16 protein-coding genes are annotated in these 14,963 nt (G+C 40.1%); 3 read left to right on the forward strand and 13 right to left on the reverse strand.

The window, feature by feature from the left end:
• Positions 1–255: 255 nt before the first annotated feature.
• The 3 genes from ACRD69_RS18870 to ACRD69_RS18880 all read right to left on the reverse strand — a co-directional run bounded on the left by ACRD69_RS18870 (position 256) and on the right by ACRD69_RS18880 (position 3,571).
• Entirely contained in the window at positions 256–1,650 is a 1,395-nt protein-coding gene (locus ACRD69_RS18870; RefSeq protein ID WP_430816689.1) for an LPP20 family lipoprotein, read from the reverse strand.
• Between the two features lie 12 nt (positions 1,651–1,662).
• Positions 1,663–2,127: a regulatory protein RecX gene (locus ACRD69_RS18875; RefSeq protein WP_430816690.1), complete on the reverse strand. Its 465-nt coding sequence runs from the start codon at positions 2,125–2,127 to the stop codon at positions 1,663–1,665.
• 76 nt (positions 2,128–2,203) lie between these two features.
• On the reverse strand, positions 2,204–3,571 hold the full coding sequence (locus tag ACRD69_RS18880) for an NAD-dependent succinate-semialdehyde dehydrogenase (RefSeq protein WP_430816691.1): 1,368 nt from the start codon (positions 3,569–3,571) through the stop codon (positions 2,204–2,206).
• 132 nt (positions 3,572–3,703) lie between these two features.
• Between ACRD69_RS18880 and ACRD69_RS18885 the strand changes: the two genes are divergently transcribed.
• Positions 3,704–4,750: an acyloxyacyl hydrolase gene (locus ACRD69_RS18885; RefSeq protein WP_430816692.1), complete on the forward strand. Its 1,047-nt coding sequence runs from the start codon at positions 3,704–3,706 to the stop codon at positions 4,748–4,750.
• On the opposite strand, the gene ACRD69_RS18890 is transcribed toward ACRD69_RS18885, so the two are convergent.
• The 10 genes from ACRD69_RS18890 to ACRD69_RS18935 all read right to left on the reverse strand — a co-directional run bounded on the left by ACRD69_RS18890 (position 4,747) and on the right by ACRD69_RS18935 (position 11,038).
• Entirely contained in the window at positions 4,747–5,199 is a 453-nt protein-coding gene (locus ACRD69_RS18890) for a DUF2147 domain-containing protein (RefSeq protein ID WP_430816693.1), read from the reverse strand. The genes ACRD69_RS18885 and ACRD69_RS18890 overlap by 4 nt on opposite strands.
• A gap of 72 nt (positions 5,200–5,271) precedes the next feature.
• Positions 5,272–5,541, reverse strand: a complete 270-nt coding sequence (yidD, locus tag ACRD69_RS18895) for a membrane protein insertion efficiency factor YidD (RefSeq protein WP_430816694.1) — start codon at positions 5,539–5,541, stop codon at positions 5,272–5,274.
• Entirely contained in the window at positions 5,531–5,929 is a 399-nt protein-coding gene (gene rnpA, locus ACRD69_RS18900) for a ribonuclease P protein component (protein WP_430816695.1), read from the reverse strand. Before rnpA ends, yidD begins: the two co-directional genes overlap by 11 nt.
• 68 nt (positions 5,930–5,997) lie before the next feature.
• A complete protein-coding gene (locus tag ACRD69_RS18905) occupies positions 5,998–6,750 on the reverse strand; it encodes a uroporphyrinogen-III synthase (protein WP_430816696.1) in 753 nt (250 codons plus the stop codon).
• A 48-nt stretch (positions 6,751–6,798) separates the two neighbouring features.
• Positions 6,799–7,827 carry a DUF4271 domain-containing protein gene (locus ACRD69_RS18910; RefSeq protein ID WP_430816697.1) on the reverse strand — a complete coding sequence of 343 codons (1,029 nt, stop codon included), beginning with the start codon at positions 7,825–7,827 and terminating at the stop codon, positions 6,799–6,801.
• A gap of 54 nt (positions 7,828–7,881) precedes the next feature.
• Positions 7,882–8,463: an LOG family protein gene (locus tag ACRD69_RS18915; protein WP_430816698.1), complete on the reverse strand. Its 582-nt coding sequence runs from the start codon at positions 8,461–8,463 to the stop codon at positions 7,882–7,884.
• Positions 8,464–8,488: 25 nt separating this feature from the next.
• Positions 8,489–8,923: a DUF417 family protein gene (locus ACRD69_RS18920; RefSeq protein WP_430816699.1), complete on the reverse strand. Its 435-nt coding sequence runs from the start codon at positions 8,921–8,923 to the stop codon at positions 8,489–8,491.
• 10 nt (positions 8,924–8,933) lie between these two features.
• Positions 8,934–9,872, reverse strand: coding sequence for a glutaminase (locus tag ACRD69_RS18925; RefSeq protein ID WP_430816700.1), 939 nt, complete (start codon positions 9,870–9,872; stop codon positions 8,934–8,936).
• A 4-nt stretch (positions 9,873–9,876) separates the two neighbouring features.
• Positions 9,877–10,566: a DUF6048 family protein gene (locus ACRD69_RS18930; protein ID WP_430816701.1), complete on the reverse strand. Its 690-nt coding sequence runs from the start codon at positions 10,564–10,566 to the stop codon at positions 9,877–9,879.
• Entirely contained in the window at positions 10,541–11,038 is a 498-nt protein-coding gene (locus ACRD69_RS18935; RefSeq protein WP_430816702.1) for a DUF6452 family protein, read from the reverse strand. Before ACRD69_RS18935 ends, ACRD69_RS18930 begins: the two co-directional genes overlap by 26 nt.
• A gap of 235 nt (positions 11,039–11,273) precedes the next feature.
• Between ACRD69_RS18935 and ACRD69_RS18940 the strand changes: the two genes are divergently transcribed.
• Both ACRD69_RS18940 and ACRD69_RS18945 read left to right on the forward strand, forming a co-directional pair.
• Positions 11,274–12,605, forward strand: coding sequence for a M16 family metallopeptidase (locus tag ACRD69_RS18940; protein WP_430816703.1), 1,332 nt, complete (start codon positions 11,274–11,276; stop codon positions 12,603–12,605).
• Between the two features lie 74 nt (positions 12,606–12,679).
• Positions 12,680–14,737, forward strand: a complete 2,058-nt coding sequence (locus tag ACRD69_RS18945; RefSeq protein ID WP_430816704.1) for a M16 family metallopeptidase — start codon at positions 12,680–12,682, stop codon at positions 14,735–14,737.
• Positions 14,738–14,963: the final 226 nt, after the last annotated feature.

The following is a 14,963-nucleotide window of genomic DNA, read 5'->3' on the forward strand; positions in this document are numbered from 1 at the left end:
TCAGGCTTTCAGCCTGACATACAGCTATAATATTATTAAATTTTTCATCAACGGAGAAACTGAAATTTCAGTTAATCACCCCAAACCTAATATAATAAAAACAGATGGCAGTTTAGAGGCGTGACAGGTGTGAAGTTCTTCTCTATCGTTTGTGTAAAATTTACGCCTGGACCCAAAAATTGGTTGTGATCCTAAAAAAACCGGCTTAAGCCGGTTTTTTTTATCTATGTAACATAGGTGAATTTTTGAAATTGATTACATATCAACCTGTTCCAGGCGCGGTTCTATTTTCTTTTTGAACTCGGTAATTAACTTGATACGCGAGTCTTTTAAAGCATACTCAAAATTACCAGGGCGCATGCCACGAATACCCGTCAGGTTATCGGTAAATACTTCTGTTTGCGAGTTTAGATCTTTTATGGTGATGGTAAAATCAGCAAACACAGTAAACACCGAATACCCCTCCCCTTTTCGCTCATCACCTGAAACAAAATTAGAGGCAATCTTAACTACGAAATCAGCCTCTTCCATTTGGTTGGTAAATGTGAAAAAATTCTCATTCAATTCGGTTTTAAGCATGCCTGTAAACGCACCTTTATCATCCAGGTCACCAAATACCTTTTCCTCACTAATTAAATACGCTTTTGATTTCAACACTTCAATAACTATTCCTGCTGTTGGCATTTGCTTCTGAGGAAAGAAGATCTGCAGTAAACGCTTTACCTCTTCGTCGGTTTCAGCGTCTGCTATATCACTAAAATCAAAACCTGCTGTTATCTCCTGCATTTTTCGTTTTGATATCAAACGCGTGATGGAAACCGAGGTGTAACCATCCATGTTGGTTTTACTTTGCGAAGACAGGGTTCCTTCACCCTTTGTAAATTCATATTTCAAAGGAAAACCTCTCAAAGGGCGTTTTTCACCAGTACTTCCCATAAAGGAAGCATTGACACCAATTGGCACTTCCAGTCTTTTTGAGAACTGAATCTGGTAATTGGATTGCACAGGCTCTAACTCAATGCGACGGAATACATCTTGTATGGTTCCAAATATCCTGGTTCCAACGTTGAAAGTACCATCAACCGTCTTATAAGTCAAGTCTTCTTCCAGGTGATCCTTAAGACTGATAGCTCCTTTGGCCAGATAATTTAAGGCAGAATAAGCATCATAGTTGTCAATCGCTTTTTGAGCATCGGCCAGGTATGACCCCGCCATCATTTTTGCTTTATCAAGCTTCATCTGTTTGGCCCTGGCATATTTCTCCTTTGATAAGCGCGTCATTACCCAATATTCTTTGCGACTTTCCCACGTCAAGACCTCGTAGCCCTCAAGTGTTTGTTCAACCGAAGCCTGCAGTTTCGATTCGTAGGATTCCTTATACTGGTAATCGGTTTCGATCTTCTGTAGTACGGAGTTGGATGAAATATTTACTTTTATCTCACTACTCATTTGCTTTAATGCCGCACCCCTTGCCGCCTGTCGATAGTCAACAGCACTTCCCTGCTTTGGAACCATTGCTATACCAATATAATAGCTTGGGTCATTGGGGCGTTGCTTAACCCAATCGGGCTTCTTTTTAGCAGCTATATCTGATGGAAATAATAGACATGCCAAAAATACGATCAGTGCAATGTTTGTTAGTTTCTTCATACTATTTATGCTTCAGGTTATGTCGTTTAATACCTCATCTATCATGCTAAAAACCACATCGGGTTCAAAGCCTCTTGATTGCGCAAAACGTGCCAAGGCAGCTTTTTTTTGCCAGGCATCCTTGTTTTTAACAGACCGCTTTTTACTATGCAATAATTCTGCCAGCATTTTTAAATATTCACCTTCATCTATCTGTTCAAGTGCTTCGTCAATTACCGATGATGTTATTTGTTTCCCCCTTAATTGATAACGGATCTTAATGCGACCCCACCCATTAAAGCGAAACTTATCGCGTACATAGTAGGCTGCATAGCGCTTATCATCAATAAATTTTTCGCCGCTTAACCATTCAAGCGCCTTTCCAACCTCTTCTTCTGTTAAATCCCAATTTACCAGTTTTTTTTGAATATCCGCGGTACAATATTCTTTGCGCGAACACAATGCAGCAGCTTTATTAAGCGCCTGACGATAATCCATAAACTTAGCTAAATAGATATTTCAGGCCCGGCAGTCTTCAAACCTGATGTGTCTTTATACATTCGGGCCTTATTTCTTACTTCACGTAAACTCCTTTCACATTGACAAACTCCATCATGCCATGATATGATAATTCGCGGCCATAACCACTCTCTTTTACTCCTCCAAAAGGCATGCGTGGATCAGAACGTACAAAATCATTAACAAAGCAACAGCCCGCCTCCAGTTCATATTCGGCAATATGCTTACCTCTTTCGGTGTCCCGGGTAAAAACAGCTGCTCCTAAACCAAACACAGTATCATTGGCAATGCGTATGGCATCAGCTTCATCTTTTGCTCGTATTAATGATGCAACAGGCCCGAATAATTCTTCGTGATAAGCCACCATACCTTCTTGTACATCACCTAAAACGGTTGCCGGATAATACGCCCCATCACGATTCGGAATATAACCACCCGTCAGCAACTTTGCTCCTTTACTCACGCTGCTTTCCACCTGCCTGTGAATATCTTCCCTGAAATTAGAACGTGCCAAAGGTCCCATATCCTTACTTTCATCAAAGGGGTCACCAATGGTAATATCACGCATTCTGTCAGTAAACTTCTCGGCAAACTCGTTGTATACCTCATCAACAATGATAAAGCGTTTGGCACCAATACAGCTTTGACCGGCATTTAATATACGCCCTGCCACACAAGCATTGACTGCAGCATCAATATCTGCATCTTTTAATATCAGGTAAGGATCGCTTCCTCCCAATTCAAGAACACACTTTTTTAAATATTTACCAGCCGTGGAAGCAACAGCCTTTCCCGCGGGTGTACTTCCCGTCAGAGTGACTGCCTTAACGCGTTTATCTCCGATAATCTTTTCAACCTTACTGCTTCGCACAAGCAGTGTTTTGAAAACATCTTTGGGAAAACCAGCTTCAACAAAAACGTTCTCAATAGCCAGGGCGCAGGCTGGCACATTAGAAGCATGCTTCAGTAAACCAACATTTCCCGCCATCAGTGTTGGAGCAGCAAACCTGAATACCTGCCACAGGGGAAAGTTCCAGGGCATAATCGCCAGTACCGGTCCGATAGGGCGGATTGATGCATATGATTCACTGGCTTCGGTTGGTATGTTTTCACTGGCCAGAAAATTAACGCCATTGTCTGCATAATACTCACAAACAACAGCACACTTTTCCACTTCAGCCCGCGCCTCCTTAATGTTCTTGCCCATCTCAACGGTTATGTTGAAAGCGAGACCTTCTTGCTTTTCACGCAACACCTTTGCCGCCTTAAGCAATAACTCAGCCCTTTTAGAAGGTTGTTCTTTGCGCCATAATTTATAAGCCTGGTAATTGGCCTCAATGGTCTGATCTATTTCATCAGAGTGAAATTCTTCGTATTCTCTTATAACTTCTCCGGTAGCCGGATTGATGCTTTTTAAAAACATGTTTTTCAGATTATAGTAAGCTCCTTAAAAGTACAGCGAAAAAAATGAACCTAAAAAGATATTTGTCGGGAAATTAAATGCATTATGTCTTATATTGCTAAAATGCACCGGTCACAATCACATATTTCATTAGTGCTAACGTTAATTATCTTCTTAGCGTTTAACACATTGGTACAAGCTCAAATGACCAGGACGCAGCAGCCGGTATTTTATGGAGTATCATTGTACTATGGTAAGTTCCAGGTTCACACTTCAACACTCTACCCCTACAACGGAACCAACCCTTATGGCATCGAATTAGAAATCAGTCAATTTTTATTGACCGATAATATCCGCGAATCGTTTGGCACCTATATCAAATGGGGAGCCGGATTAAACTATATTAATTTTGACCATAAAGATCTGGGGTTTTCAGTTACAGGCCTTGGTTATATTGAACCGTTTATGAAGTCGCGCGGCCATTGGCGTTATTCCTTAAAAATTGGCGGTGGTCTTGCCTATATGAGCAATCCCTATGATGAACTCAACAATCCACAGAACTTAACATATAGTACCAACCTGGCTTTCCCCTTGTTTGGAGGTTTCAGTGCCTATTATTTTATTAATAATCAATTGGCAATTAAGGCCACAGCATCGTTTCAGCATATATCAAATGGTGGTATTAAACAGCCTAACCTGGGCATCAATTACCCAGTGATTGCCTTAGGCATGGAGTTTACCAATCAGAACTACATGATTCCTCCGAATAAGAAGTTGCAGCGTTATGACAAAGAAAAGCGCTTCGATATCCTGGCAGGATATTCACTTAAAGAAGACACAACAAACACCAATAATCAAAGTGTCATCACCCTATTCATAAATCGCAGCTGGCAGGTATCACGCATCAATGCCCTCACCATATCAGGTATGTTTGAATTCCAACAACTTCAGGATTTTGAAAAGGAAATTGACCAGTGGAGCATCGCACCTTTATTTGGCCATGAGTTTTTGCTTGGGCGACTACGATTTGGACAGCAGATAGGACCGTACATTATAAAAGGAGCAGAAGCGCCCAACGCATTATTTCAAAACTATTATCTGAGATATAAAATAAATGCCTATCTGATGACAGGCATTAATTTGAAGGCTCACGGTCGTGTAGCCGATTATTTATCATTCCAGTTAGGAATTATTCTTTAGGCATCTCCTATAACACGCGTCCAGCTCACTTTCTTGCCTATCAATGAAAAACCGATATAGCCCTTCACCTGCAGCTTATTAGGGTTTCCATCAAACCACATGTAACACTTATAGGTATTTCCACTTTTAGGATCGTATATTGTTCCGTTGGTCCATTCTTCATCATCTTCGCTGTACTCAAAATTTTTCAGGAGCTCTAAGCCCATTATCTTGCGCCTCTTAAGATCTTCGTCGGGATTATGCTTATCCAGTTTGTCAGTACCATCCTCTTCAGTTGGATTCTTTAACCAAATAATCTGGCCTTTAAAATGACCATCCTCGGTTTGCGAAATCTGTACTTTCGAATCTCCATCTTGCGTTAACCATGTACCAACAACCTTGGTATTTTTTTGACCAAACGATGCCAGTGACAGCAACATTAAGGCCAGGCTTAACAAATATTTCTTCATATTCAAGCTGTTATCATTCAACCAATTCAATAAATCGACCGGCAATATAGTAAAAATAAAATAAGGTGAAAGTTATGGCACGGGGTCGTGCCCATGGCCTCCCCATGGATTACAGCTCAAAATGCGCTTTATTGCCAGGTATAAACCTTTAATTGGTCCGTGCTTTTTAAGTGCTTCAATGGTATATTGTGAGCAGGTTGGAGTATAACGACAAGAAGCACCTAACACAGGCGAAATAAACCATTGATATAATTTCACCGGAACCAGCAAAATGGTAACTATGCCGTTTCGTAACAAAAGAATCAATTGCTTGATGAATCGTATCAGCAGGTTATCTTTCATCGCCAAGTTCTTTGATCAACTTATTCAGAGCTTTCTTCATCCCTTTCTCAACCGCGGTGTATTCAAGCATTTCGCCGGGAAGGTAAATAAATGCAACAGCCAGCTTCACATTCTTTTCCTGCAAGGCAGTTATCAATGGAGCTTTATTAAGCCTGTAGGCTTCACGCGAAAGCCTTTTTAAGCGATTTCTTTTATAGGCGCGTTTAAAACGTTTCTTTGATACACTAATTAATATCTGCGCATCGCTCTGCTCGTTGGAGTCAACGGTCATATAACTTATCCTGAACGGATATTTTACAAACGATTTTCCTTTATCAAACAGCTCCTGAATAGTTGTTCGACTACACAAGCGCTCATTCTTTTTAAAAGTAAATCGTTGTTGCTCCATTCTTAATAAAGATAAAAAAATCCTCTCTGCCAATGACAAAGAGGATTCATCAGCCTCAGGCTGTTATATTATTTTTGCCCTTTGTTAAACTTCTTGATGTACTGCTCCAAAGCCATTGTCATCGAAGGCGCTTGAGGCATTGGCGCCTGAATATCAAGGCGTAAACCAGCATCTTTCACTGCTTTGGCAGTAGCAGGTCCAAAGGATGCAATTTTAGTGTCGTTCTGAACAAAATCAGGGAAATTCTGCATTAATGAAGCAATTCCTGACGGGCTAAAGAATACTAACACATCATAGTTAACATCCTTTAAGTCGCTCAAATCACTGCTAACTGTGCGATACAAAATTGCTTTTGTATACTTTACTTTAGCTTTGTTCAATAATGTAGGTATTTCCTGCTTATGAATATCAGAAAGAGGAACCAGAAAAGTTTCGTCTTTGTGTTTTTTCACAACATCAGCCAGGTCAGCAAATTTACCGGTCGAGTGGAAAATTTTACGTTTACGATACACAATGTACTTTTGTAAATAGAAAGCTGTAGCTTCTGAGATACAGAAATACTTCATCGTATCAGGCACAGTAATACGCATTTCTTCTGCAATGCGGAAGTAATGATCAATGGCCGTTCTACTTGTAAAAATCACCGCTGAATGGTCAAGGATATTGACCTTTTGCTGCCTAAACTCCTTCGCAGGTACCGCTTCTACCTGAATAAAAGGTCTGAAATCAATTTTCAGATTACTTTTTTCAGCCAAATCAAAGTAGGGAGATTTGGGTGTTGAGGGTTTGGGTTGTGAAACCAGGATTCTTTTAATCTTCAATGTACTTCAATTTAAATTCAACTAAACCTTTACCTCATTTACTATTCCCTAGTATATCATTACTTTAATAAGTATTGACAAGGGTAAAATTTCTAGGGCACAAAAGTACAAAAACATATAAAAAATTGAAAGCGGGCTATGTAAAATAATTTTAGCACCACGTAGCAATTGCACGAGATACATGATAATAAACAGCGCCAGCCCAGCCTTTATAAGGAAAGTAGCGGTTAGCACATCTAAGAAAGGAACCACTGCGACAATTGGCAAACACGCTATTCCGAACACCTTACTGAGCATATTTGCGTTAAATAAATACTCTTTTGTCGCCTGCTGAACATCAAAAACTGAAGCAACAAACAGGTATAAAATGTTTTTCAGGAAGAAATAAGTGATAACACCTGCGTTAACCAAAAGAAAAAACACGAACGAACTTACCTGCTCAGGACTTTTACCTCCAAGGTGGGCAAACTCAAATACCAACATGGATGTTGAGAGGAAAAACAGGACCGTTAATGCTACCCCTGGTTTTTGGTTTTGCAAATTTCCACTGGAAAAAAGCTTACTGGCTGATTGCTGGTAACGAATGGACGAAAAAAGATCGGTCAGATACTTACCCGCAGATAATTTTACAAAACCAGCGATTATTACAGCCAGTAAAATAAACGCAGACAACCAATCTTTAGAGTCTTCAAAAGGTGAACCTTTCCGGGCAATAACAGGAGGTGGCGGAACTTCAATCTCAGGCTTTAAAACATTCCGGACAGAATCCTTGTTGGTAAGCTCAACAACCTCTTCCTGGGGCACATCATCAAATTTGACATCGGCAACAGCAATGGACCGAATGGAAAGATCACTTTCTTTAAGGTTAAAATAAATTGAATCCTCAACAGACCAGCTTCTGTAAACAATTTTTTTGGGCGCTACAGTTCGTTGAATTTGAAGATGACGAGGTTCCTTCACTTCCAGTTGCTGAATTGGGGTGCGTAAACTTGCAGCTGTAGACAAACTATCTTTGTTAACAACCTGTTGGTGTTCCACACTTTGCACTTGTTGGTATGTCAATGCTGTTTCCCCCATTGAAAGCAATTTCAACAAAAGTAAATAAATTTGTTAAGGTTCAATGCAAATACTTTACTTCACTGCTGCAAACTTAATGGCGTCTGCACTCCACTCGGGAACCTGCTCTATTGCAGAACACACCTCTTTTGCGGAGTCAACAACATGCCACAAAGCCAGGTGCTCTTCCCGCATAAAATCTTCTTCTATCATTTTCTCAAGAGCCTGAACCAAGGGTGTAAAATAGCCTTTTGTATTTACAATAATAACAGGATGCTGAACCTGACCCAGCTTCTTTAAGGATAATACCTCAAATAATTCTTCATAAGTACCAATACTGCCTGGCAAAACCACAATGGCATCACTTTCACTGATCAACAGCTTTTTACGTTCGGCCATATCTGCAACATGCACCATGTCACGCACTCCCTTATGTTCCCACTCGACCTCAACCATGAAATGAGGAATAATACCTTTAACCTTGCCGTTAAGCTCGAGAGCCCTGTTAGCCAGACTTCCCATTAAGCCAACAGCACCTCCACCATAAACTATTCCATGTCCTGCTTTAATTAATTCCTCCGCCAATAATTCAGCTTCGCTCATATATATATGATCAACCTTTGGGCTTGAGGCACAAAATACGGTTACATTTTTCATTTATAATCCATTTAAGTTGATAACACTATGCTGAGTCACCTGCACACCACATGGCAGCACCCAGCAAAATCACATCTTTCAATATACTTTGCCCAAGTTTTGACAATTCGGGAAATCCATATGGCGCCTGCCACACATATGATGATGTAAAGAGGGTAGAAACACTTATTACTAAAATAACGCTTGCGGCTAATCCACCCCAAAACGATAGCTTCTTTGCCACAGGTTTAAGTGCGATTAAAACCCCAATGACAATTTGCAGATATGCGATCATCTGAGAAAAAGCATAGGATGTTATATATTTTAGCATCCAGTCAAACAAAGATGAATTAGATAATACCTGCTTCAGGTAATCCGCTTCACTATTACGCAATTTCATAAGACCTAACCATATAAATACAATGGCTAAGCCATAACGCAATGTAAATTGACCGGCAGTTTTAAAAGTCTTGGCAATCATCTTATTAGTTTTAAAAAATGGAAATACCTGTTTTGGTTGTAAACAACTCCAGGGCTTTAACACCTGCAAGCGAATTACCGTACTTATCAAGTCCCGGACTCCAGACACAAATAGACAATAAGCCGGGAATAATTGCCGCAATTCCTCCCCCGACTCCGCTTTTACCGGGCATGCCTACCCTAAAGGCGAAATCTCCCGCAGCATCATATGTTCCACAGGTTAACAACAGGGAATTAATACGCTTCGACTGGCTGGCAGTCAGATACCTTCTTTTATTGACAGGATGAACACCATGATTGGCGAGAAACAAGAATGCTCTTGCTACATCTTCGCAACTCATCGATAGTGAACAGTGACCAAAATAAAAATCGAGTACCTCGTCCACATCAGCCTCTATATTACCATAGCTCTTCATAAAGTGCGCCAGAGCGGCATTTCTATGACCAAATGCCTTTTCGGACCGAAACATAGCCTGATTCATTTTAATACTTTTATTACAGGCTAACTCACGAATAAAATCAATGATGGTATTTAAAGAATCTTCTGTATTACTGACAACACAGTCGGCTACAACAATGGCACCTGCATTAATAAACGGATTGCGAGGTTTTCCATTTTCATTTTCCAACTGAATCAGGGAGTTAAAGGGGTTTCCGGAGGGCTCTTTCCCAACCCTTTTCCATAAATCATCTTTCAGAATGGAAAATGCCTTCGTTAAACTAAAGACTTTTGAGATACTCTGAACCGAAAACTTAGTATGGGCATCACCACAACTAAACGCTCGACCATCCAACATACAAATTGATATACCAAAGGCATTACTATCAACATTGGCCAACTCCGGTATGTAGTCGGCGACCTTCCCCTCGTTAAGCAAAGGCCTGACTTCATTGGCAATTTCATTAATGATCAATTGCCAATCTGTATGTTTCAGATTATCATTCGCCATTAACTTATCTTCTCTTACTGAATGGAATATGATATTCAAGGGTGTAGGTAAATCCCATATTTGTAGTTCTATCTCTGCGCCCGTAGCCAGGAATCGAGTATGGCTCAAATTCATCTCCGGAGCCAACATTAACGATTGTACGAAAGCGAACAGACCACCCCATGTAAAAATTCTTTAATATCTCTGAACGCAGGCCAAAAACAAATTCCGCCCATTGAGAACCCACTGTTGTTGATCCAAGCGATTTGGTAACATCACCCCAATATTCTTCCGTTACAGTATACCGCGGACAGCTGTGCTCCTGGACAGCCACACCATATCTGAAACCCAGTAGAATATTATCGTTGTTACCAATCTCATCCACACGGAACAAATTGTAATCAACCCCTGCACGCAAGAAACTTCCATCTGAATTATAGGTCATTTTACTGTTATCCAGATCAACATTTTCATAACCCAACTCGGCGGCAATTTGCCATTTTCGGTTGATGGTATATCGAGCGTTTGCTTCCACTCCAAATCGCTCATCTGAGAATATATGATTAATAAAAGGGGCTAAATCAATTCCAACTGACAAGCCCGGATTACCCTTATTAGCCAATTTTTTTTCTTCTTCCGTTAAGTCTGAATTTTGCTGTGCAAAAGCAACAGCTGCTAAGAACAACAGGCTAAGGCTCAATATATATTTTAACATTTTCAAGAGTTTCGTTGTACAATACAGATGAGTAACTAATCACTACTGAATCAATAACATTAAAAGTACTAATAACCGTATCCAGCTCAAGATCATAGGAGAATCCACAATCGCCCGACACGTAGTTTAGCTGTCGTTCATAAATAAAAACCAGCGTATCCTGCAAATCACTTGCGACAGTTTTTTCACGTAATACAAAGGTAGTGGTATCCCGATGTAAATCGGTAGGCATATACATGCTTGTAACATCTGCACTATCAATTAGCAGTTCTTTTGCAATTGCAGAACCGGGCTCTAAACCCCAAAGATAGATTCCGGTCAATGTTGTGTCATTTTCAACACCCGATGCGCCCGAATATAATCCGGATTGAATGGCATTCTGACCAGAAAGGCACAAGTCACTCTCATCACAAGAAACAAGGTAAAGTCCCAAAAATGCCACCAGCAATACTCCTATAAGTTTTGTATTCATTCCAAAAGCTTTGATACAAAAATAACAGGAAGGAATAAGAAAGAGGCGAACAAGCGAAAAAATATTATAAAAAATAAAAGTGTCCTATGTGTACGAATACGAACATACTATTGTTCATTAACGAACGTCAACCGACAGTGAAACACCGCATTTTAGCCTACCAACCTGCAACTTACACATTTTGGCCTACTAATTGATAACAAGGCTTCATTAACTTAAACTTAGAAGTTTGAATATGAAGAACCGTTTTTTACTCTTGGCTCTTTCGCTTTTTTTGGCCGGTGTTGGTGCTACTCAAGCCCAATCGAATAAAATTAGCTTTGAAGAATATGACTTGGATAATGGCTTACACGTTATCCTTCATCAAGACAAATCGACCCCCATTGTTACTGTTTCGGTAATGTATCATGTAGGATCTAAAAATGAGAACCCGGATCGTACCGGATTCGCACACTTTTTTGAACACTTAATGTTTGAAGGCACTGAAAATATTCCACGTGGTGAATATTCCAACTTTGTTGAACGCGCGGGTGGAACATTAAACGCCAATACTTCAAATGACCGTACATATTATTATGAAATTCTTCCTTCGAACCAATTAGAACTTGGCTTATGGTTAGAATCAGAAAGAATGCTTCATGCAAAAGTTGATTCAATAGGCATTCAGACACAAAAGAAAGTAGTCATTGAAGAAAAGAAACAAACTGTTGACAGCCGACCATATGGTACGCTTTTGCAGGAAACCATGAGTCGCGCTTTTAAGGAACACCCTTATCGCTGGACTGTAATTGGTGATCCGGATCATATTCGTGCGGCTAAAGATGAAGAGTTCCAGCAGTTTTACAAAGAATTCTACGTTCCAAATAATGCAGCACTGGTTATTGCCGGTGATATTGAAATCAGCGAAACAAAAGAACTTATTAGTAAGTATTTTGCTGACATTCCAAAAGGTAAAAAAGACATTTACCGCCCTACTATTGTTGAGCCTGCTTTAGGTGGAGAAGTTCGGGACACAATTTTCGACAATGTACAATTACCATTAATTGTTCAGGCCTATCGCACGCCGGCAATGGGGACAAAGGATTATTACGCCCTTGATATGTTATCGACTCTTTTATCAGGAGGACAAAGCTCACGTTTTTACAAGTCATTGGTTGATGAGCAGCAAAAAGCCTTACAAATTGGTTCTTTTGCTCTGCCTTTCCACCACCCAAGCGTTGCCCTTGCTTACGCATTGCCAAACATGGGTACTGACTGTGCTGATTTAGAAGCAGCTATTGACGCTGAAGTAGCTAAAGTACGTGATGAATTGATTTCAGAGCGTGAGTTCCAGAAACTACGCAACCAGTTTGAAAATTCATTTGTGAAGTCAAATGTGAAGCTCGCCAGTCGTGCAGAAAACCTGGCAACTAACTACACATATTTTGGTAATACCAACCTGGTAAATACCGAACTTGACAAATACCTGGCTGTAACTCGTGAAGACATTAAGCGTGTTGCCAACAAGTATCTTGTTGAAGATAACCGCGTTGTTTTATACTATTTGCCAAAATCACAGCAGAACTAAACACGCCAAAGAGTTAGATTACTGATTATAAAAAGATAAAACCAAGCATTATTGGTTTCAAAAAACAAAACAGAATGAAAAAATCAGTTTTATTTTTATTAGCACTACTTGTTGCTTTTAATATAAATGCCCAAATAGATAGAAGTACGCCACCAAAACCAGGACCGGCACCCAAAGTAAACATTGGCCAGGCCAAGTCATTTGAACTAAAAAACGGATTAAAAGTATTTGTGGTTGAAAACCATAAGGTTCCGGTTGTATCATACACCTTATCTCTTGACCTTGATCCGATTGTTGAAGGTGAAAAGGCAGGTTACGCGAGTATGGCCGGTGACTTAATGAGTACCGGAACAAGCAATCGCAGCAAAGCTGAAATTGATGAAGCGGTCGATTTTATTGGTGCAAGCTTAAGAACCAGTTCGACAGGCATGTATGCTACATCATTGAAAAAGCACTCCGGAGAATTACTTGACCTAATGACCGACGTATTATACAATCCTTCTTTTCCTGCCGAAGAACTTGAGAAAGCCCAAAAGCAGATGCTTACAGGTTTAAAATCTCAAAAAGACGACCCTAAAGCTATTGCGTCAAACATTAAAAGTGTTTTACGCTATGGTAAAAACCACCCTTATGGAGAAATTTTAACTGATGAATCAGTTGAAGCTATCACTGTAGATGACTTAAAAGCTTATTACGACACTTATTATCGTCCGAATGTAGCCTACCTGGTTATAGTTGGTGACATCACAGTGAAGGAAGCTAAAAAGCAGGCTAAGAAGTACTTTGCTTCATGGGAATCAAAAGAAGTTCCTACCTACAACTATGATATGCCAAAAGCTTTTGAACAACCAAAAGTGGTAGTTGCCAACAAGGATGGTTCAACACAGTCAACTATTTCATTGTCGTATAACATTAACCTAAAGCCTGGTGATACTGATGCTATTAAGGCTCGCGTAATGAACCAGGTACTTGGCGGTGGCTCTTTCAGTGCTCGACTGTTCCAGAATTTACGTGAGGACAAAGGCTTTACCTATGGAGCTTATTCATCATTAAGCTCTGATGAATTAGTTGGCTCGTTTAACGCGGGTGCCAATGTTCGAACAAGTGTTACTGACAGTGCCTTCACTGAAATCATCTACGAAATGGACCGCATGAGAACTGAGTTGCTACCGGAGGAGGATTTAACACTGGTTAAAAACTCATTAACAGGAAGTTTTTCAAGATCGTTAGAAGATCCGGCTACTGTTGCACGCTTTGCTTTGAATATTGAAAAATACAACCTGCCGGCCGACTATTACGAAACATACCTTGAAAAACTTAATGCTGTTACACCTGAGGATGTTAAAGCAATGGCTCAAAAATACCTCACCCCAGATAACGCATTGATTCTTGCTGTTGGTGATGTACCTAACATGAAGGCCTCACTCGCTAAATTTGCTAAAGACAGTAAAGTTGAGATGTATGATTTCTACGGCAATGTTGTAAAAGCCATGCCACTTCCGGCAGATCTAACAGCTGAGAAAGTAATTGCAAAATATGTTGACGCAATTGGAGGTGCCGAAGCGCTTAATGCCGTAAATGAGTACGCTATGGAAGGCAGCATGAGTGTGCAAGGCATGCCTTTAAATATGAAGATATACAGCCGTCGTCCTAATCAACAGTGTGTGGAAACCTATATGCAGGGCAACCTTGTTTCAAAGCAGGTTTTTAATGGTGAAGCAGGTAAAGTTGTAAGCCCGATGGGCGAACAAAACATTGAAGGTGAAATGTTGGAAAACATGAAAACTGAATCAATCCTGTTTCCTGAAACACAATATGCCGAATTAGGCTTCAAACTTGAGCTTGTTGGTGCTGATAATGTTGATGGCCAGGACGTCGTTAAAATGAAGATCACTAATCCTTCGGGCAAGGAACAAACCGTATTCTACAGTCGCTCAACCGGTTTGAAAGTCAAGGAAGTCAGCACAACACCACAGGGAACCATGGCCAGTACATACACTGAATATATTGAAGTGAACGGTGTTAAATTCCCAAAGAAAATGACTCAGGCCGTTGGTCCGCAAACATTCGATATTGTATTCGAAACGATTAAAGTAAACGAAGGAATTGACGCAAATAAATTCGATATCTAATCATTGGCATGGAACAGGTATCGAAGCAATCATAGTTTTTAAAAATCTGATTTATTATTTCGGACAAAGTTAGATTGATAGTTTGAAGATTGCTAAGTTAAAAAGGCAGCCAAAGGGCTGCCTTTTTTTATTAGTTTTATCAAATAATCATTAATTAATAGCAAGTAGTCTGTTATACCAAATTGGAATATGTTAGCTGGTCAGACAAGATGCAAACAACGATTTC

The sequence above is a fragment of the Carboxylicivirga agarovorans genome (assembly GCF_050589845.1).
Lineage (GTDB): Bacteria > Bacteroidota > Bacteroidia > Bacteroidales > Marinilabiliaceae > Carboxylicivirga > Carboxylicivirga agarovorans.